General features: G+C 69.0%; 13 protein-coding genes and 1 pseudogene. 9 read left to right on the top strand and 5 right to left on the bottom strand.

The window, feature by feature from the left end; all coding sequences use genetic code 11:
- Positions 1-68 precede the first annotated feature (68 nt).
- From GA0115254_RS20485 to GA0115254_RS20475, 3 genes are all read left to right on the top strand, one after another.
- Entirely contained in the window at positions 69-3,368 is a 3,300-nt protein-coding gene (locus GA0115254_RS20485; protein ID WP_256102700.1) for a PQQ-dependent sugar dehydrogenase, read from the top strand.
- 288 nt (positions 3,369-3,656) lie between these two features.
- On the top strand, positions 3,657-4,829 hold the full coding sequence (locus tag GA0115254_RS20480; RefSeq protein ID WP_093896727.1) for an ROK family transcriptional regulator: 1,173 nt from the start codon (positions 3,657-3,659) through the stop codon (positions 4,827-4,829).
- Between the two features lie 704 nt (positions 4,830-5,533).
- Positions 5,534-6,316 carry an isoprenyl transferase gene (locus GA0115254_RS20475; RefSeq protein WP_093896726.1) on the top strand — a complete coding sequence of 261 codons (783 nt, stop codon included), beginning with the start codon at positions 5,534-5,536 and terminating at the stop codon, positions 6,314-6,316.
- 6 nt (positions 6,317-6,322) lie between these two features.
- On the opposite strand, the gene GA0115254_RS20470 is transcribed toward GA0115254_RS20475, so the two are convergent.
- Both GA0115254_RS20470 and GA0115254_RS20465 read right to left on the bottom strand, forming a co-directional pair.
- Entirely contained in the window at positions 6,323-6,595 is a 273-nt protein-coding gene (locus GA0115254_RS20470) for a hypothetical protein (RefSeq protein WP_141720877.1), read from the bottom strand.
- Between the two features lie 198 nt (positions 6,596-6,793).
- Positions 6,794-8,209 (bottom strand): FtsW/RodA/SpoVE family cell cycle protein, encoded by a 1,416-nt coding sequence (locus GA0115254_RS20465; RefSeq protein ID WP_093896757.1) that lies wholly within the window; start codon positions 8,207-8,209, stop codon positions 6,794-6,796.
- 607 nt (positions 8,210-8,816) lie between these two features.
- Here GA0115254_RS20465 and GA0115254_RS20460 point away from each other — a divergent pair.
- Positions 8,817-9,185, top strand: a complete 369-nt coding sequence (locus GA0115254_RS20460; protein ID WP_093896724.1) for a hypothetical protein — start codon at positions 8,817-8,819, stop codon at positions 9,183-9,185.
- A 223-nt stretch (positions 9,186-9,408) separates the two neighbouring features.
- Here GA0115254_RS20460 and GA0115254_RS20455 read toward each other — a convergent pair whose 3' ends face one another.
- Entirely contained in the window at positions 9,409-9,831 is a 423-nt protein-coding gene (locus GA0115254_RS20455) for an arsenate reductase ArsC (RefSeq protein ID WP_093896723.1), read from the bottom strand.
- 94 nt (positions 9,832-9,925) lie between these two features.
- On the opposite strand from GA0115254_RS20455, the gene GA0115254_RS20450 reads away from it, so the two are divergent.
- Together GA0115254_RS20450 and arsB are read left to right on the top strand one after the other, a co-directional pair.
- Entirely contained in the window at positions 9,926-10,234 is a 309-nt protein-coding gene (locus GA0115254_RS20450) for an ArsR/SmtB family transcription factor (RefSeq protein WP_093896722.1), read from the top strand.
- Positions 10,231-11,358, top strand: a complete 1,128-nt coding sequence (arsB, locus tag GA0115254_RS20445; protein ID WP_176740211.1) for an ACR3 family arsenite efflux transporter — start codon at positions 10,231-10,233, stop codon at positions 11,356-11,358. Before GA0115254_RS20450 ends, arsB begins: the two co-directional genes overlap by 4 nt.
- A gap of 428 nt (positions 11,359-11,786) precedes the next feature.
- On the opposite strand, the gene GA0115254_RS20440 is transcribed toward arsB, so the two are convergent.
- A complete protein-coding gene (locus tag GA0115254_RS20440) occupies positions 11,787-12,611 on the bottom strand; it encodes a helix-turn-helix transcriptional regulator (RefSeq protein WP_256102699.1) in 825 nt (274 codons plus the stop codon).
- A 71-nt stretch (positions 12,612-12,682) separates the two neighbouring features.
- A pseudogene (locus GA0115254_RS46300) lies at positions 12,683-12,802 on the bottom strand (TrmB family transcriptional regulator); the annotation flags it as partial.
- 263 nt (positions 12,803-13,065) lie between these two features.
- Between GA0115254_RS46300 and GA0115254_RS20435 the strand changes: the two are divergent.
- The 3 genes from GA0115254_RS20435 to GA0115254_RS20425 all read left to right on the top strand — a co-directional run bounded on the left by GA0115254_RS20435 (position 13,066) and on the right by GA0115254_RS20425 (position 19,489).
- On the top strand, positions 13,066-16,767 hold the full coding sequence (locus tag GA0115254_RS20435) for a S8 family serine peptidase (protein WP_093896721.1): 3,702 nt from the start codon (positions 13,066-13,068) through the stop codon (positions 16,765-16,767).
- 921 nt (positions 16,768-17,688) lie between these two features.
- A complete protein-coding gene (locus GA0115254_RS20430) occupies positions 17,689-18,579 on the top strand; it encodes a GNAT family N-acetyltransferase (RefSeq protein WP_093896755.1) in 891 nt (296 codons plus the stop codon).
- A 166-nt stretch (positions 18,580-18,745) separates the two neighbouring features.
- Complete coding sequence (locus GA0115254_RS20425; RefSeq protein WP_093896720.1) at positions 18,746-19,489, top strand: SAM-dependent methyltransferase; 744 nt, start codon at positions 18,746-18,748, stop codon at positions 19,487-19,489.
- Positions 19,490-19,541: the final 52 nt, after the last annotated feature.

The following is a 19,541-nucleotide window of genomic DNA, read 5'->3' as shown; positions in this document are numbered from 1 at the left end:
GGCGCCTCCGCGCGGAGGCGCCCCCGTGTCCGCTCCATACCGCCAGCAACCGAGGAGACGCAATCACCGTGCACCGCACCCTGAGACGCCTGATCACGGGGGTCCTGCTCGTGGCACTGCCCGCACTGGGCGGTGTGGCCGTCGCGCCCGCCGCCCAGGCGCACCCGGACCACGAACACGCTCTGGACTGGTCGAACTACGAGAAAGTCACCCTGACGAAGGACACCGGCGAGCCGATCGACCTCGCCGTACTGCCCGACAACCGTGTCCTGCACACCGCCCGCAACGGCGACGTACGGCTCACCGACCCCGGCACCGGTGTCACGAAGGTCGTCAACCACGTCGACGTGTACCAGAACTCCGAGATGGGGTTGCAGACGGTCACGCTCGACCCGGATTTCGCCACCAACAAGTGGGTCTACCTGTACTATTCGCCGCCGCTGAACACCCCGGCCGGCTCCGCCCCGCTCCAACTGCCCGCCGGGCAGAACGACTCGTACTGGAAGCAATGGGAGGGGTACGACACCCTGACCCGTTTCAAGTGGACCGGCGACAAACTCGATCTCTCCACCGCGCAGGAGATCATCCGGGTCGACACCAACCGCGGCCAGTGCTGCCACGTCGCCGGTGACGTGGACTTCGACGGGGAGGGGAACCTCTACCTCGCGACCGGCGGCAACACCCCTGCATCGGGCCCGAACGTCAACGGCTACACGCCGATCAACGACGCGGCCGGCTACAACCCGGGACTCGACGAGCGCCGCGGCGCGGGCAACACCAACGACCTGCGGGGCAAGATCCTGCGTATCAACGTCCAGGAGGACGGCGGTTACACCATCCCGGAGGGGAACCTCTTCGAGCCCGGCACGGCCAAGACCCGTCCCGAGATCTTCGTGATGGGCCTGCGCAATCCCTTCCGGCTGGCGGTGGACCGCAAGACCGACGCCGTGATGTGGGGCGACTACGGCCCCGATGCCGGTACCGCGGACCCGAACCGTGGACCGATGGGATACGTCGAGTGGCAGACCACGACCAAGGCCATGAACAGCGGCTGGCCGTTCTGCACGGGTGACAACAGCAAGCCCTACCGGGACTTCGACTTCGCCACCCTCACGCCCGGCCCCGCCTTCGACTGCGCGGCGCCGGTCAACGACTCCCGCTGGAACACCGGCCTGACCGAGCTGCCCGCCTCCGTGCCGGCCACGCTCTGGTACGGCGACCGGGACACCGACCAGCCCTGGCCCGAGCTGACGGCCTTCCGCGGTCCCGGCGGTCCCGGCGGCCAGGCCCCGATGGGCGGTCCGGTCTACCACTACGACGCGGGCAACCCCTCACCGGGCAAGTTCCCCGAGTACTGGGACGGAAAGGCGTTCTTCGCGGAGTTCTCCCAGGACTACGTCGCCGCGTTCACGCTCGACGGGCCGGACGGTCCCGTGAGCAAGCTGGAGAACGTCCTGCCCAACAGTGAGCGTTCACAGAACGGCATCCCGCCGTGGGACAACCCGATGGACCTGGAGTTCGGTCCGGACGGCGCACTCTACGTCCTCGACTACGGCGACGGCTTCTTCCGGCAGAATCCGGACGCGGGTCTCTACCGGATCGACTACGCCGAGGGCAACAAGGCACCCACCGCCGTGATCAAGGCCGACAAGACGTCCGGCCAGGCCCCGCTGGAGGTCTCGTTCAGCGCCACCGCCTCCAGCGACCCGGAGAACGGCGATCTCACCTATCAGTGGGACCTCGACGGCGACGGCACCTTCGACGCCACCGGGCCCACGGCCAGCCGTACGTATCCGGAGAACGGGCAGTTCCAGGCGCGGCTGAAGGTCTCCGACCCGCAGGGCAAGTTCGGCCTGTCGAGCCGTCAGATCACTGTGGGCAACACGGCGCCGACGGTACGGATCACCTCGCCGCCCGACGGCGGGTTCTTCAACTGGGGCGACGCCGTGCCGTACGGCATAGCCGTCGAGGACCCGGAGGACGGCACCACGCCGGACTGCGCCAAGGCCGCCTGGACCTTCGGTCTCGGGCACAACCAGCACGGGCACCCGGTCAACAGCGGCACCGGCTGCACGGGCGGCGTCGTGACCCCGACCGACGCGGGGCACGGTGACACCGAGAACGTCTTCGGCGTCCTCGGGATCGCCTACACCGACAAGGGCGCGGGCGGCGTTCCGCCGGCGACCGGTGACGCCCAGGTGGTGCTCAACCCGGCCGTCATGCAGGCCGAGCACTACGACTCGGCGGAGGGCGTCACAATCACGGACGACACCACGGCGTCCGGACAACGCAAGCTGACCTCCTTCGACGCGAGTGACTGGATCGCGTACGACCCGGTGTCGTTCGCCGGGATCACCGGGGTGAAGACCCGTGCCAGTGGCGCCGGCACCCTGGCGCTGCGCTGGGGCGCGGCCGACGCGGAGCCGTTCGCCACGGTGTCGGTTCCGGCCGGAGAGGGCTGGCAGTCCGTCACCACCCCGCTGACGGACGCCCCTTCGGGCAGCGGCGAGGTCTTCGTCACCAGCTCCGGGGGTATCGAGCTGGACTCGCTGACCTTCCAGGGCGCGGGCGTCGCGGACAAGACCGCGCCCAAGGTCACCGCCACGCTCAACCCGCCCCGGCCCAACGGGGACGACGGCTGGTACACCAGCAACGTGTCACTCGCGGTCTCGGCGACCGACAACGGAACGGTCGCCAGCCGTCAGTACTCGGTCGACGGCGGGACGACATGGCAGTCGGCCAACGCGGCCGTCACCCTGTCGAATGAGGGTGCCACCACCGTCCGTTACCGGGCGACCGACAACGGCGGCAACGTCTCCGAAGTGGGCTCGCTCACCGTACGGATCGACCGCACCGGTCCCACGGTGGCGGTGAGCGGTCTCGACGCCGACGGCGTCTACGGGGACTCCAAGCGCCCGACGCCGGCCTTCTCGGCACAGGACGCGGTGTCCGGCGGGGCCACCGCGACGGCCACGCTCGACGGCAGGGCCATCACCGCCGGCCAGGCCCTGGAGCTGTGGCGGCTGCCGCTGGGGAACCATGACCTCACGGTCAGGGCCCGGGACAAGGCCGGCAACACCACCACAAAGACGGTGGCCTTCACGACCCGTACCTCCTACGCGGACATCCGCGCGCTGATCACCCAGCTTCGGGCCGACGGCCTGATCACGGCGCAGGGACAGCAGCGGCTGACCGTACGGCTCACCCAGGCCGAGGCGCACGCCGACGCCGGCCGTACAAGTCAGGCCGCGGCGGTGCTGGAATCGTTCGCCGGCTACACGTCCGACACCGCCCTGGTGCCGGACAGCGCGGCAGGCGCGGCCCTGGCACGGGACGCGCGGGCGCTGAAGGGAGGCGCCACCGGCTGACGCCTCGACAGACGGAGCTGCCCCGCTGTCACACCGGCGGGGCAGCTCCGTGCCCGGACTCCGTGACAGGGGCCTGCCTCCGGGCCGTGGGGTCCCGCCGGTAGGAGTTCCATCAACGAGGCGGCAACTTTCGGCGTTCTGTGAAAAAGTTGCCGGAAGTCGCCCGCGCCCCTGCGCCCCCGCGGCCCCGAGAGCACAGGCCCTGCCGGGCAGTACAGTGCCCGCCCCCGTACCGCCCCCGCGACAACTCCCGAAAGCTGTCCGAAGGCGCCCAGAGGAAGTGACTCCGTGAACATCCAGTACCGCGTGTTGAGTCTGCTGCGTGACAACGGCCCGCTGTCCCGCGCGCAACTCGCGGACCGGCTGGAGGTTCCGCGCCCGCGGCTGCTCGGCGAACTCGACCGCATGGTCGCCGCCGGGCGGGTCCGCGAGGCAGGCCCCGCCGCATCGCGCGGCGGGCGGCGCTCCACCCTCGTCCAGCTCGACCCCGGTGTGCGGTTCGCCGCTGTCGATCTGGGCGCCAGCTCCGTCGACATCGAGATCACCGACGGCGCGCTCGCGCCGGTGGCCTCCTGCTCCGAGCCGGCAGACATCCGCTCCGGACCGGTCGCCGTGCTCGGGCGCGTCAGCGAACTCCTGCGCGCGATGGCCGACCAGGGGCACTACACGCGGCTCGACGCCATCGGCATCGGCCTGCCGGGACCGGTCAGCTTCCGGGAGGGCGTACCCGTCTCGCCGCCGATCATGGTGGGCTGGAACCGCTTTCCGGTACGCGACACCCTCGCCCGCGCACACGGCTGCCCCGTCGTGGTCGACAACGACGTCAACGTGATGGCCCTCGGGGAGCAGCACAGCGGGGTCGCAAGAACCGTCGACCATCTGCTCTTCGTGAAGATCGGCAGCGGTATCGGCTCCGGCATGCAGCACCACGGCCGTATCTACCGGGGCGCGGAGGGGTGCGCCGGCGACATCGGACACGTCCAGGTCGAGGCCGAGACGGACGGGCCCGTCTGCTCCTGCGGGAACACCGGCTGCCTGGAGGCATACTTCGGCGGGGTGGCGCTGTCCAGGGACGCCACGGAGGCCGCGAAGTCCGGCCAGTCACCCGCCCTCGCCGAACGGCTCGCCGAGCGGGGGGTGTTGACCGCCCTGGATGTCGCGGAGTGCGCGGACGGCGGCGACAACACGAGCGTCAACCTGATCCGGTCCGGCGGCCACCGGGTCGGGCAGGTCCTCGCCACGCTGGTCAGCTTCATGAACCCGTCGATGATCGTGATCGGCGGCGGTCTGACCGGGCTCGGCTATCCCCTGCTCGCCGAGATCCGCAGCGTCGTGTACAAACGCTCACTTCCCCTCGCCACCGGCAATCTACCGATCGTCATGTCCGAACTCGGCCCCCGCGCAGGGGTCGTGGGCGCCGCGCTCCTGGCGAGCGAACTCGCATACGGCGAGGAGCCCTGACCGCACGACCCGGAACCGGCTCGGTCTCCAACCTCGGGTGTCGAACGGCTTCTCGTACTTGATCACCTGGTCCAGTAACTTCCCTGCGTGCAAGCGGTCTTCGACTGAGCGTGTGATCCGACCAAGGAACACGCAAGCTCAGCACGAAGGCCTGTAGTGATGAGTCTGTTGCATTCCTTCCTCCAGGATCTTCCTCTTTCCCAGCGCACGGCACACCTACCAACTCACCCAACGAGCAAGCGGGTTGGCAAAAGCTCACCGCATCCACGAGCTGCCTTCCTGGCCGGCCCACGAAGCCCTCACCCGCTCTTCCAGTACCACCAATGTCGATGCGCACCCTCCTTCACCATTGGTGGCGCGGACAGCGCTCCGCCAAGACCCACCCCGAAACTCCCCCGTGGCTGCAGAGGACCGTCCCCGCCCGAACGGCACGCAGCAACCCGGCTCCGAATTCGCCGCAGGCATCCCGTCGCACCCGTCGACGCCACTGGGTGATTCTTGGGTTCGCCCAGACGAGGCGGGACGCGCCCAGTGCTCCCGCGTTCCCGATGAGCCCACCAGCGACGGCATCTGCAAAACCACCAGCAGTGTCTCGTTCCTCGACGGTATCGAACCAGGAGAGGGACACCACCGCGCCTCGCCTTGCGGAAAAAGGAGCCCCTGGTAGGGTCCGCCGGGGTTCTACGACGCGATGGAGATGGTTCATGAAGCTGCTCCCGCTGTTCCTCCGACGGCCGATCGAGGCGGTGTACGAGCGCCGACTGGCCGCCACCCTGGCGGGGCTGCCACGCCCGCAGCACGTCGGAATCATGCTCGATGGCAACCGGCGCTGGGCCCGACAGGCGGGACACGCGGACGTCCGGGAGGGGTATCGGGCGGGCAGCGCCAAGGTGACCGAGTTCCTTGGCTGGTGTACTGCCGCAGGAATCGAGCACGTGACCCTCTTCATGCTCTCCGACGACAACCTTGGGCGCCCTGCCGAACAGCTCGGCCCGCTGATCGACATCATCGAAGCGACCGTCCGGGACATCACGGCCGAAGCTCGTCCCTGGGAGGTCCAGGTGATCGGCTCGCTCGACATGCTGCCCGGCGTCAGCGCCCGGGTACTCAAGGAGGCCGCCGACGCGACGGCCGGGCGTGGCGGGCTCAAGGTGGACGTCGCGGTGGGCTACGGCGGCCGACGGGAGATCGTCGATGCGGTGAAGAGCGCGTTCGAGGAACACATTGCGGCTGGTGGCGACCCGGCCGACCTGGTCGAGCGGTTCGAGATCGAGGACATCTCCCGGCATCTGTACTCGCCGATCACCGACCACACCGACTTCATCATCCGAACCTCCGGCGAGCAGCGGCTGTCCGGCTTCCTTCTCTGGCAGTCCGCGTACGCCGAGATGCACTGGGTGGACTGCTACTGGCCGGCGTTCCGTCACGTGGATTTCCTGCGCGCACTTCGCTCGTACGCGAATCGCGAACGGCGATTCGGTAAATGATCACCTTCAGCGCCGGGCATCACCGACTGTGCGCAGGCTGGTGGCTCCGCGACGGAGGGCCCGTAGCTGCTCGTTGATGTGCTGGTGGACCAGGTGCCAGGACATGCCGGAGAGGGGCCGCCGCTCGGTGACCGACTCGTAGAGCACACAGCCGAGCGAGTACAGGTGGGAGCGATGGTCGAAAGCGAGCCGGGGCGGCACGCATCTGTCGGGGGTCAGGGGGTGATGGCGCTGCTTTCGCTGGACCCCGACGAGCATGGGGCTACGCCGCTGAACCATGCGCTGGAAGGCACCACTGAGCGCGTTCCGCATCGCCCTCGAAGGTCTGCTCACCCGGCCGCCAAGTAACTCAACCACGCTGATCGACCGTCAAGTTGAAACACTCGATCGGCGACGGACAGCCTTCACGCTCCATCTGAAGGAAGCACGCCACGACCTGACGGACCCAGTCGATCCAGTCGCCGTCCGGCGGCTTGTTCACCTGTGGACGACCTGGGCCATGTCGGGGTTGGAGGCGGGTGCCGGACGGCGCGCACTGTGGCTGATGCAGATCAGGATGCCGACCAGAGCCCAGTTGGCAATGACGGAGGAACCGCCGTACGCCAGGAACGGCATCGTCATACCGGTCAGCGGGATCAGACCCATCACACCGCCGGCAACGACAAAAACCTGCAGCGCGAACGCGCCCGACAGACCGATGGCGAGCAGCTTGCCGAACGGGTCGCGGGCGGCGAGGGCGGTGCGCACGCCACGCTCCACGATCAGGCCGTAGATCAGCAGGATCGCCATGATGCCTGTCAGGCCCAGTTCCTCGCCGAAGGTGGCGAGGACGAAGTCGGAGTTGGCGGCGAACCGGATGAGATCGGAACGGCCCTGGCCGAGGCCGGTGCCGAGGGTGCCGCCGGAGCCGAACGCCCACAGCGCCTGCATCGACTGTTCGGAGTGGCCGGCCACGCCCTGCCGACTGAGGATGTACTCCTTCATCGGGTCGATCCAGGCCTGCACACGCTGCTGAACGTGCGACTCGAAGCAGGCGACACCGACGGCGCCGGCCGCGGACATCAGCAGACCGAAGACAATCCAGCTCGTCCGCCTGGTGGCGACGTACAGCATGATGACGAACATTCCGAAGAACAGCAGCGACGTGCCGAGATCGGTCTCGAAGACCAGGATCAGGATCGAGAGGAACCAGACGACCAGGATCGGGCCGAGGTCGCGGCCGCGCGGCAGGTACAGGCCCATGACGCGGCGGCTGGCCAGGGCCAGTGCGTCACGCTTGACCATCAGGTAGCCGGCGAAGAAGACCGCGAGCACGATCTTCGCGAACTCACCGGGCTGGATACTGAAGCTGCCGACGTGGATCCAGATCCTGGCGCCGTATATGTTCGCGCCCAGGCCCGGGACCAGCGGGAGCAGCAGCAAGAACAGTGCACCCACCATGGAGATGTAGGTGTAGCGCTGCAGGACGCGGTGGTCCTTGAGGAAGATCAGGACAACGACGAAGAGCGCAATGCCTATCGCCGTGTACATGAGTTGCCGCGGCGCGGCCGTTCCCGCCTGCTTGATCGACTGCAGCAGCTCGGACTGGTCCAGTCGCCAGATGACGACCAGGCCGAGCCCGTTCAGGAGTGTGGCCAGGGGCAGCAGCAGCGGGTCCGCGTACGGCGCGAACTTCCGCACGAAGACATGGGCGACGCCGGCCAGCAGGCCCAGGCCCAGGCCGTAGCTCAGCAGTCCGGACGGCACCTGGTTGTTGATGGCCAGGCCCGCATTGGCGTAGGCGAACACCGGGATGACGACGGCGAACGCCAGCAGCGCGAGTTCGGTGTTGCGCCGGATCGGCGCGCCGATCGTGGATGTGTGGTGCGCCGACGTGTTCGTAGTAGTGCTCATTGTGCGACAGGGCCCCTCACGGCTTGCCTCCTGCATACCGCACAGCGAGATGACCTTCTCTGCTCTTCCTGCGAGAGGCCGGGGCGGGGGCTGGGTGCGGTAGTGGTCTTGGACAGGGAAGACGACGTCGAAGCCGATGGAGCCGGCGGTGCTGTCGCCTCGAATGTCGCCTAAGACGTAAAGGAAGTGTGCGTGGTTCCTGTGGTGCGAACCCATCTCTTCTTGGATGCCTGCGTTGTCGATCAGTACGTCCAGCCCTCCGACAGCCTCGATGGCCTTCACTGCGGCCTCCACGGACGCGTCGTCGGTGACGTCGAGTTGGACGCAACGCGCGCCAAAGCTGCTCGGCGACCCCGCGCCCGCGAAGAGAGACCGCCGTACGGACGAAGCGGAGCCTGCCGTCTTCGGAGGGCCCTGTCCCGGGACGCTTCTGCGGCCCGCCGGGGTGTTTCTCCGGATGGCCGCCGGCCGGGGGGTCACAAGCCAAGGGCGGTAGCAGGGATTCGGTCAGGGCCCACTCCGCATCGGAGGTAACGGCACCAGGGCCTGATTCATGAGCGGCCGCCCGCTGATATCAGCAGCATGGTCGGCCAGTACAGTCGCCATCATGACAACACCTGCGCTGCGGGCGATTGAGTGGGACGGGACGGCGTGGGACGACCCGTCCGAGGAAAAGTTGCACGATCTGCTGGCCGATATGAGCCTGACCTGGCGTTTTGTCGTTGTCCAGCGGCTCGACACCGAACCTGTCGGCCAGCACTACATGCAGGTCTATCTCAACGACGACTTGAGCTACCAGGTTGAATACCGCGAGGGTGGCCCAGACCGGCACTTCCAGGCCCACGTGCCGCGCGAGCACGAGGTGTTTGCCGTGGAACCTGTTGCCGAGGTGCTTCAGCACTGGGCGTTTGCGCGGCCGGGCTGGCGTGAAGCTCTTTCCTGGGCTCCATGGCCACCCGTGGAACCACTGCGATGAACCTCGTGCGGGCTCGACGGGCGCCGCGCGGCTCTCACAGCCAATCATGGACCGCTGCGATGAACACAGTGGCTTCGTAGCGCACAGCAAGTGGTGACGGCGGAGGCGTCTCGGGTCGGCCTGCGGCGAGAGGTGAATTGGCTACCGCCGCTCCCATCCCGCCTGTGAGGGCGGCGGTACAGCCGGCGGGCCGGAGCCGATCATGCGACGTCGCGTATCCCGCTCACGCCTTGGCCTCCGGAGCGATCTCTGCGATGAGACCCTCGACGAGGTTCTTGATTCTGTCTCGGATGGGGCGGACGGCCGCCACGCCCTGTCCGGCCGGGTCGTCGAGCTTCCAGTCGAGGTAGCGCTTGCCGGGGAAGACGGGGCAGGTGTCGCCGCAGCCCATGGTGACGCACACGTCGGACTCACGGACCGCGTCGATGGTGAGGATCTTCGGGGACTCGGCGGAGATGTCGATGCCGACCTCGGCCATCGCTTCGACGGCGGCGGGGTTGACGGAGACGCCGGGACTGGAGCCGGCGGAGCGGACCTCGACGCGGTCCCCTGCCAAGTGGGTCAGCCATGCGGCAGCCATCTGGGATCGGCCGGCGTTGTGGACGCAGACGAACAGGACGGACGGCTTGCCGGAAGACTCGGCCATGGTGATCGCTCTCTCTCGTCGCACGGCCGGATCAGCCGCCAATGACTTCATTCCCCGCTGGTATCAGCAGGCGATGATGTGAAAGTATCAGTGCATGCTGACTTCAGTCGATCCTGATCTGATCCGGGTGCTGGGCGATCCGCTCCGCCTCCAGATCGTGACCCTGCTGGCGCGCGAGACGCTCTGCACGACGCACCTGGTCGAGGAGACCGGAGCGAAGCAGACCAACCTGTCCAACCACATGAAGGTCCTGCGCGAGGCAGGTGTGGTCGAGACGGAGCCGTGCGGCCGCTTCACCTACTACAAGCTGCGCCCCGAGGTTCTGGCCGGCCTCTCCGAGCAGTTCGCCGCGCTGGCCGAGTCCGCCCGCAGCGCCGCCGAGAACAAGAGGGCCTGCCCGTGACCACCGCGCGTACCACGACGGCCACCGCTGCCGACCAAGCAGCGGGCGGGGACGACTCGATCGTCAGGAAGCTCTCCACGCTCGACCGCTACCTCGCGGTGTGGATCCTGCTCGCCATGGCCGTCGGCCTGGGCCTGGGGCGCCTGATCCCCGGGATGAACGACGCACTGGCGAAGATCGAGGTCGGCGGGATCTCCCTGCCGATCGCGCTCGGCCTGCTCGTCATGATGTATCCGGTGCTGGCCAAGGTCCGCTACGACAAGCTCGACACCGTCACCGGTGACCGCAAGCTGATGGTCTCCTCGCTGGTCATCAACTGGATCATCGGACCCGCGGTCATGTTCGCCCTCGCATGGATCTTCCTGCCCGACCTGCCCGAGTACCGCACCGGCCTGATCATCGTCGGCCTCGCGCGCTGCATCGCCATGGTCATCATCTGGAACGACCTCGCCTGCGGCGATCGCGAAGCCGCCGCCGTCCTCGTCGCACTCAACAGCGTGTTCCAGGTCATCGCGTTCGGCCTGCTGGGCTGGTTCTACCTCGATCTGCTGCCCCGGTGGCTGAACCTCGGCGACGGCCAGGGACTGGACGTCGCCGTGTGGCACATCGCCCTCAACGTCATCGTGTTCCTCGGCATCCCGCTGCTGGCCGGCTTCCTCACCCGCCGCATCGGCGAGCAGAAGATGGGCCGCGAAGGCTACGAAGCGAAGTTCCTGCCGAAGATCGGCCCCTGGGCTCTGTACGGGCTGCTCTTCACGATCGTCATCCTGTTCGCCCTCCAGGGGAAGACGATCACCTCCCAGCCCCTGGACGTGGCCCGGATCGCACTGCCGCTGCTCGTCTACTTCGCGATCATGTTCTTCGGCACCTTCCTCCTCGGCAAGGCCCTAGGTATGGCCTACGACCGCACGGCCACACTGGCGTTCACGGCCGCGGGCAACAACTTCGAACTGGCCATCGCCGTCGCCATCGCCACCTTCGGCGTCACCTCCGGCCAGGCCCTGTCCGGAGTCGTCGGCCCGCTCATCGAGGTGCCCGTCCTGATCGCACTCGTGTACGTCGCACTGGCCTGGCGCAAGAAGTTCATGCCCACGGCACTGACCACCGCCGGAAGGGACGGCTGATGCACTGCCTCGACTGCCTCACTGCGGGAATGAACAGCCCCACGGGCCCCGGCCGCGATACCCCAAAGGGCCGCCCCCTCCCCTTGTCGTAGAGACGACATGTCGCAATCACGGCACCCGCAACAGGTGACACACGGGCCTCGGAAGCCGGAGTCTTGATCCGAACCGCGCGCTCCATGCCCGCACGCTCTCGAAGAGGTCACCGATGCACCCACGGCTCCCGCCCCGCCGCGCTCATAGCGGCAGGTGCCCTCATCGCCGCCCTGGCCCCGCTCGAGGCGGTTTGCGCGTCGTCGACCCGCAGAGCGCGCAGCTCACCTACACCCACGATCGTGCCGCCGCCCCAGGGTGCGTCCGTCAGGTCGACCGACAACCGACCTGACGGACGCACCGACATTCGCTGCGGTACGGGAACAGCGGCTCGTATCTCATGACAGCCACCCCCGCCGCGCCGCCTGCCACACCAACTGCGTCCGCGTCGCGGCGCCGGCGCGCTGCATCAGCACCTGGATCCGGCGCTGCACCGTGCGCTGGCTGACTCGTAGCTGCGAGGCGATCGCCTTGTCCGCGACCCCGGCGACGACCAGGGACAGCAGATACCGCTCGTCGTCGGCGACGTTCGCACCGGGCCGCGGACTGCCACCGAAGTCGGCCAGCTCACCGGAGTCCGTGACGTGCAGCGGCGACGCCGCCGCCCACTGGCTCTCGAACAGCGCGATCAGCGCGTCGAGCAGGCTGCTGCCGTGTACCACCGCGGCCGTCGGTTCACCCAGCGAACCACCCGAACCGCCGTGCATCAGCGGGCAGATGGCGATCGAACCGTCCGCTATCACCATCCGCACCGGCAGCGTCCCGGTAGCCCGCGCCTGCTCACCTGCGCGGATGCTCCGCGCAACGTTGTCGACCATGCCGGGCTCCTCCAGCAGCGCGCGCTCGTAGATAGCCTCGTACCGCACCCCACGGGCGAGCAGCTCCCACTCCTCGTCGTTCTCCGCCGCAGGCATGGCCACATGGCCGGCCTTGCAGAGCCACCGCATCTCACTGGCCCCGTACGCCATATGACGCAGCCGCTGCCGGATCACACTCACCCCCGTGATCACCTCGACAAGCTGCCCCGCGTCATGCCGCCGCCCCCCGGCCCGGTACTCCTCGGTGAGCTGCTCCACCCCCCGCCGCGCCGACTCCAGCGCCTCATGTCCACGCAGCAGCAACGGACGCAGCGCCGCATCGGGCGCCACCGGCACATAGCGCACCGCGCCCCCGCCGGCGAAACAGCCACCCGTCCCACCAGCCCCTTGTCGTGGAGCGAGGCCAACAGCCTGTGTGCCTGCCCCACTTCGAGCCCCAGCTGCTCCGCGATCACCGCGGCATCAGCCTCACGCACCCCGACGAGGAAGCGGTACACCCGCTCCTCCCCCGCCCCGATCCCCGCGGCCTGCAGCATGTGTCCGCCTCTCACGACGCCCCCACCCACCCCAACCGATGTACCACCCACCGGAAACAGCGTGATCTAACCACACCCGCACACCAGGGCGATGCCCGCGCTATCACACGCGACGACCCTCCGACTTCGATATGCGCAAAGTGGCGGCGAGCGGACATGTCACTTCTTCGTCAGGCGCGGCCGTAGCGTCGGTGCCCCTTCCTGCCAAGGCTTGACCCGCCGGTCGCGGAACCCTCCCTGCCGGCGGAAGGAGAGCGTTCAGCATGCGTTTCAGGCGAAGAGCCGCATTGCTCAGCTTCACCTTGGCGACCACCATGGCCACCACCCTGGCCGGCGGCGGCCTGGTGTACGGTGCCGCCCCCGCACCGAAGACCGGGGAGGAGGCGGTAACCACCCCGTCCCAGGCAGGAGTCCGCACCGCGAAGGTCACCCTCGTCACCGGAGACCAGGTGACGGTGGCCACGAGGGCGGGCAAGACCCTCGCCGTCAACATCACCCCGTACCACCGCAGTGCGGCCGAGCTGCGGACGTACACCGTCGGCACCGATGTGTACGTGATCCCGCGCGACGTCGAAGCACTGGTGCACAACGGCCAGGTGGACGGCCGGCTGTTCAACGTCACCCAGCTCATCGCCCAGGGGTACGACGATGCCCACCACGCGTCGACCCCGATGATCGTGCGCTACGCGTCCGGTGCCAAGGACACCGCACCCGGCGGAGCCCGCCTCACACGGAAGCTCCCTGGCGTACGCGGAGCCGCCGTCAGCGCCGACAAGCGCAAGGGCGCTGCGTTCTGGGAGGCCATCGACGACGACAGCGCCCGCGCAGGTACCCCCAAGGCCCGCCTGTCGGGCGGCGTCCAGCGCCTCTGGCTGGACGGGCAGGTCAAGGTGCTCCTCGACAAGAGCGTCCCGCAGATCGGCGCCCCGGAGGCGTGGAAGGACGGTTTCGACGGCACCGGCGTGAAGGTCGCGGTGCTGGACACCGGTGTCGACGCCACGCACCCCGACCTCGCCGACCGCATCGTGGAAAGCCGCAGCTTCGTCCCCGGCGAGACGGTGCGCGACGGCCACGGCCACGGCACCCACGTCGCCTCCACCATCGTGGGAAGCGGAGCCGCCTCCGGCGGGAAGTACCGGGGCGTGGCACCGGGCGCCGGACTGATCGTGGGCAAGGTGCTCGACGACGGCGGCAGCGGCCCGGAGTCCTCGATCATCGAAGGGATGGACTGGGCCGCGCACTCGGGGGCGAAGGTCATCTCCATGAGCCTGGGCGGCGGGGAAGGCGCCGACGGCACCGACCCCATGTCGATGGCGGTCAACGAACTGACGGCAGAAACCGGCGTGCTGTTCACCATCGCGGCGGGCAACAGCGGGCCCGCGGCGACGTCCGTCGGCACACCCGGAGCCGCCGACGCGGCGCTGACGGTCGGCGCCGTGGACTCCACCGACGCGGTCACCGACTTCTCCAGCCGGGGCCCGCGAGGCGGTAACGGCGGGCTCAAGCCGGAGATCACCGCGCCTGGCTCGCGGATCGCCGCTGCCCGCGCCGCCGGTACGACGATGGGCACGCCGGTGGACGGCTCGTACACCACCGCGAGTGGCACCTCCATGGCCACGCCGCACGTGGCCGGCGCCGCCGCGATCCTCGCGCAGCGCCACCCCGACTGGACGGCGGCCCGTTTGAAGAGCCAGCTGATCAGTACGGCCAAGACCACCGCCGCCACCTCCGTCTACGCCCAGGGCGCCGGTCGTGTGGACGTGGCACGCGCACTCCGGCAGCCCGTATCAGCCAGTGGCACGGCCGACTTCGGACTGCGGGACTGGGACGCCACCGCCCCGGTCGGGAAGAAGATCGAGTACGTCAACGACGGCGACCAGCCGGTCACCCTCGCCCTGAAGGTCGAGAACGCGGGCGAGGAACTGCCGGCCGGAGTACTCAGCCTGGGAGCCGACTCGGTGACCGTGCCGGCGCACGGCACCGCCGAGGTCGACCTCACCCTCAACACCGCCGGCGTGACGACCGGATCCCACGGCGCGCACGTCACCGCGGTCTCCGCCGACGGGCGGACGGCAGCAGTGACAGCGGTCGGCTTCGGCCGGGACGTACAGCGCTTCGACGTCACGCTGAAGGTGCTCGACCGCGACGGCAAGCCGACGAGCGGCATCGCCGCGGTCACCGCCTGGCAACTGGGCCGCTACGGACTGCCTGAGACGTACCCGGTCGCAGCCGACGGGACCGTCGTGGTGCGGGTACCGCGCGGCGAGCACGCCTTCATCTCGGAGATCTTCCACTACAACTCCGACTGGAGCCGGCTGGAGGAGTACACCTACGCCGCCCAGCCGGGCACGGTGATCGACTCCGATCGGACCTTCACCCTGGACGGCGCCAAGGCCGGCCCGGTCACCATGACCACCTCCCGGCCGACGGAGACCAACCGCGCCCGCATCGGTCTGAACTTCCAGGCCGTGGACGATGACCTCATCCACGACCGCGAGACGTGGCTGGACGGCGAGACGGCCGTGTACTCCATCCCGTCGCAGACCGCGAACGGGCGCTTCGAATCGCGCGTCGGCTGGTCGCTCGGCGCACCCGCACTCGACGCCCGCCTCGTCGGGCACGGAAACCGGACCCTGGACGCGGCCTACCTCGAGGGCTGGACGGGCTCCGCACGTATCGACGGCACCCGCGTCCTGCGCGTGGCGAAGGCCGGCGAGGACGTCCGGGGCAAGCTCGCCCTGGTGAAGCGGAGCGCCGAGCGCACGGTGAGAGAGCAGGTCGACGACGCCGCGAGCGCCGGTGCGCTCGCCGTCCTCATCTACAACGACATCCCCGAGAACTGGCTCGCAGGCAACTGGGGCCCGACGGCCACCAAGATCCCGGCGATGACCCTCTCCGGCACCCAGGGCGAGGAGCTGGCGGCCCTGGACAACGCCGTGATCAGGATCTCCGGTACGGCGGTGAGCCCGTACTCCTACGAGCTGCTGAAGTACCGCAAGGGCGGCATCCCCGCCGACCAGCGCTACCGGGTACGCGACGAGGAACTGGCCACCGTGGACTCCTCGTTCCACGCCTCGACGCCGGCCACCGAAGGCGGATACGCCCGGCTGACGCGCTCGCCGATGCAGCCGACGGCGTACTTCGGCTTCGACCGGGTGGTCCTGCCGCGCTCCCGGACCGAGTACGTCTCCGCAGACGTGCCCACCTGGGAAGCGGTGAAGGCAGGTCCCGTGTGGACGTCGGACGGCTCCTGGAAGGTGACGAACACCTCGACGCTCAAGGCCGGACAGCGCGTTCACCGCGACTGGAACAAGGCCGTGGTCCGCACCGCGCTGCTGGACGCACAGTCCAACTCGGCCGTCCGGCAGGGCGATGTCGGTGTGGTCATGTCGAGCGGTCTGCTCGACACCGCGCCGGACCAGTCCTTCTCCGCCGAAGCCGGCAGCGACAAGGCGCTGTCCACCGTCTACCGGGACGGCCAGCTCCTCGGCAGCGTCCGTTCGGCGCCCGTCGCCTTCCCGATGACGGCACAGCGCGCCGAATACCGCGTGGTCACCGACGTGCAGCGGGACGCCCCCGGCTGGACGACCTCCACCAAGGTGCACACCGACTGGCGCTTCCACTCCGAGCGGCAGGAAGGACCGACCCTGCTCCCCGTCCTGTCGGTCGACTACCGACTCGACGTCGACCAGGCCAACAGCGCCCGGCCGCACTCCACCACCCGCATCGGACTGGGCGTGCGCCACCCCAAGGGCCTGAACGGTCTGAAGCTCGCCGGGGCGAAGCTGTGGGCCTCGTACGACGACGGCACCAACTGGCGGCAGGTCCGGCTCGACGCCGGCCTCGACGGCACGATCGGCAACCCCGCGAACGCGGACTTCGTGTCGCTGCGCGTGCAGGCCACCGATGCCGATGGCAACACCATCGAGCAGACGGTGACCCGCGCCTACCAGATCCGCCGCTGACCGATGCCGGGGCGCCTGCACCGCAGGCGCCCCGGCATGCGCGTCCACCCAGCGACGGTGACATGGGCGGGCCACACCTGGTATCCGGCCACTGCTGGGCGACCCGATGCGTCGAACCCACGCGGCGCGCCCAGCAAGGGGATCAGCATCATTCAGGTGCCGACCGAGGGCCCCGGCCTCCGATCCGCCCGCATCGGCTCCGGACACGGCCCTCAACAGGGCATGAACACCCAGGACTTGTGCCCCCGGTGCGGAGCCAGAGCCCTGCATACGCCCTACTCAGCGCCCCAGTCGTCGACGACGGCCGTCAGCAGCCGGAGCGCCTGCGACGCCGCTGCGCGCAGAGCCCGGCGGCGCCGGGGCCTGCGTGGTCCGGGGAGGTGAGCACGAGAACGCCCGCGAGAAGCGCGGCAGCTTCGCTACTCTCGACGAGGCCATTGCCGTCGGCGACTGCCCCGACCGCGAGTGCGGACCGGGCAGCGCGTCGGCCGGGCACGGTCGGTACGGGCTGGTGAGCATCGCGTTGTACGAGCGGCTGGGCACAGCGCCGATGTGGCCGGCCGGGACCTGGGACCGTCTTGGAACCCAGTGCTGTTGCTCGCCGGTGAGTACGACCTCGGGCTGCCGCCGCGGAGGGCCGCCGAGCGTGCCGAGTTGGCAGTGCGGCCCGGCGCCAGACGCTTGTGCCGGCTCGACGATCCCGCATGGAAGGCTTCGGGTCGGCAGCGTGTGGTCGGGGCGGCAACCGCGTGCGGACCGCGGTCGGAGGAAATGGTTTGCGCTCGCGTAACCAGGGTCGCTACGTTCAGCTGGCCGCGACACGGCGGGCCCATTGGCGAGGAGGAGGTGTGCAGCAGATGCGTACGACTGTTGAGCTGCCAAACCCGGTTTCGACGTTTGCCACCTCACTCTGGAGTCATCCTGTCCATTCACATCACCTCACTGATCGATCCTGAGCACAGGCCGTCCAGCCGCCGCCTTGCGTGGCTGGCGTCCGACGCCGAGGGGATCCCTGTCGGTTCGGTGTTTCTGCGGCTGTTCAGCACGCCTGGGCAGAAGCACTATGCCGAGATGGACCTGCACGTCCACGCGTCCGAGCGCAGACACGGCACGGGAACGCTGCTGCTGAACGCCGCCGCGCACGCCGCGCGTGCGGACGGCCGCCGCTCACTCGCGGCGCAGGCCGAACCCGGTTCCCCCGGTGCACGGTTCCTACAGGCCAGAGGCTTCGATGAAGCCCTGACGATGACGTTCACCCGGCTGAACCTGGCCGGCGCGAACCTGTCGGCGCTCACGGCGATCGTCGATCGGCCCCATCCCGGCTATCGACTGTCCTCATGGGACGGCACCGTCCCGGACGATCTCGCCGACACATTCGCGCGGTCACGCCGCGCCATGGATGACATGCCGATGGGCAGCACCGACTACGGCACGATGGACTGGGACGTGGATCGCGTCCGGGCCGCGGCTGCGGCCGTCGCCCAGCGCGGCGATGTGCTGCACACCGTCGTCGCCATCGACGAGGCCGACGGCTCGATCGCCGGATTCACCGAACTGGTCGTCCCCGGCGACGGCACCGGCGACGGCCAGCACTACGGCACCGGCGTCCTGCCCGAGCACCGCGGATACGGCCTCGGCCGGTGGATGAAGGCGTCCGCCATCATTCAAGCCGACGACCGTCACCCCAACCTCGACGGCCTGCGCACCGACACCGCCGACGGCAACCTCCCGATGCGAGCGATCAACGACGCGCTCGGCTACACGCCGACCCATCGGACCGTCCATTACAAGCTCGATCTCTCGCCGCACTAGCCGGCCAAGGATCAGACGCAGCGTCAGCGAGGCCCGTCCGCACGCCATTCGGCATCGGCCCGCTGACGCAACCCACCCCTTCGTCAGAACCTCAAGGATCGACGGGCACCTCGCAGCACTCCCCCGGAGTGGAACGAGGTGCGCTCCGTCGTGGAAAGGCTCGCACGTGAACCGCGAACAGATCTCCCGTATCGCCCACACCGATCACCCGATCAAGTCCCCGCTCGACGATGCCTCGGTGCGTCGACTCCTGGAACATGGGCTGCCCCGAGGCGACGAGCGGATGCTCGACCTCGGCTGCGGCAGCGGGGAATGGCTCCTGCGCGCCCTGGCCGCACGACCTCACCTGCACGCCGAGGGCGTGGACATCTCCGCCGACGCCCTGGCCCAGGCCCGGCAGGGGGCGCGTGACCGCGGCGTGGAGGGCCGCCTCGTCCTCCACCACCAGAAAGCCGAAGACTTCGTACCCGCACAACCGTTCCAGCTGGTGATCAGCGTCGGGGCCACGCACGCCTTCGGCGGTCTGCTGCCCACCCTCGCCGCGGCCCGCAAGCACCTGGCGCCCGGCGGCCGCGTCCTGATCGGTGAAGGATTCTGGGACCGCACCCCGTCCCACGAGGCCATCGACATGCTCGGGGACCTCACCGACCTGGCGACCACCGTGGACCGCATCGTCGCCGACGGATGGACACCGATCCACGGGCACATCAGCACACGGCACGAGCTGGACGACTACGAATGGGCCTGCTGGGGGTCGCTCGCCTCCTGGGCCCTCGACCACCCGGCCGATCCGGACAGCCCCGACGCGCTCACCACGGCGAACACCCGCCGGACCGAATGGCTGCGCATCTACCGGGACACCTTCGGCTTCGTCTCCCTCGTACTCAGCCGGACGCCCGACCACCTCTGACACAGCTCCGCCACCCAGAATCGGGCGGCAACTGGGCTGCCTCTTCCCAGGT

It is taken from the genome of Streptomyces sp. Ncost-T10-10d, assembly GCF_900091955.1.
Lineage (GTDB): Bacteria > Actinomycetota > Actinomycetes > Streptomycetales > Streptomycetaceae > Streptomyces.
The sequence above is the reverse complement of the archived record's forward strand: the minus strand, read 5'-3'. Positions and strand labels throughout refer to the sequence as shown.

Bases quoted from the DNA above. Each gene is read 5' to 3' on its own strand.
- GA0115254_RS20475 (WP_093896726.1), top strand. From the start codon at position 5,534: ATGAAGCTGCTCCCGCTGTTCCTCCGACGGCCGATCGAGGCGGTGTAC.
- GA0115254_RS20470 (WP_141720877.1), bottom strand. From the start codon at position 6,595: ATGGTTCAGCGGCGTAGCCCCATGCTCGTCGGGGTCCAGCGAAAGCAG.
- GA0115254_RS20465 (WP_093896757.1), bottom strand. From the start codon at position 8,209: ATGAGCACTACTACGAACACGTCGGCGCACCACACATCCACGATCGGC.
- GA0115254_RS20460 (WP_093896724.1), top strand. From the start codon at position 8,817: ATGACAACACCTGCGCTGCGGGCGATTGAGTGGGACGGGACGGCGTGG.
- GA0115254_RS20455 (WP_093896723.1), bottom strand. From the start codon at position 9,831: ATGGCCGAGTCTTCCGGCAAGCCGTCCGTCCTGTTCGTCTGCGTCCAC.
- GA0115254_RS20450 (WP_093896722.1), top strand. From the start codon at position 9,926: ATGCTGACTTCAGTCGATCCTGATCTGATCCGGGTGCTGGGCGATCCG.
- GA0115254_RS20435 (WP_093896721.1), top strand. From the start codon at position 13,066: ATGCGTTTCAGGCGAAGAGCCGCATTGCTCAGCTTCACCTTGGCGACC.